The sequence below is a fragment of the Shewanella sp. AS16 genome, from assembly GCF_021412365.1.
Taxonomy (GTDB): domain Bacteria; phylum Pseudomonadota; class Gammaproteobacteria; order Enterobacterales; family Shewanellaceae; genus Shewanella; species Shewanella salipaludis.
Genome location: NZ_JAKCLK010000461.1, coordinates 1 through 280, shown reverse-complemented (window position 1 = coordinate 280; position 280 = coordinate 1). Strand labels below are relative to the sequence as shown.

The following is a 280-nucleotide window of genomic DNA, read 5'->3' as shown; positions in this document are numbered from 1 at the left end:
ACCACCAAACAAAACGAGTGGGGAACGCTGCTGCGTACCAAAGGTATCGACGGCCTGACTGCGCAACTGAAATCGATTTCTCAACAGAAAATCACTCTGGAAGAGAAAAAATAATGAGCGAGTCACTGAGCTGGATGCAGACGGGTGACTATAAAGATATTGATGCGGTGATGGCGGCACAAAGCGATCTGGTGGAAGTTATCTATACCCTGCGTCAGGTGGTGTGCGTAAAAGGATAAATGATGAAAAGGATGATTGCGCTGGATGGCGCACAGGGCGA

General features: G+C 48.6%; 1 pseudogene. It reads left to right on the top strand.

From position 1 onward, the window contains the following. Positions 1-149 precede the first annotated feature (149 nt). Positions 150-239: pseudogene (locus LZP73_RS21100) on the top strand (RtcB family protein); the annotation flags it as partial. Positions 240-280: the final 41 nt, after the last annotated feature.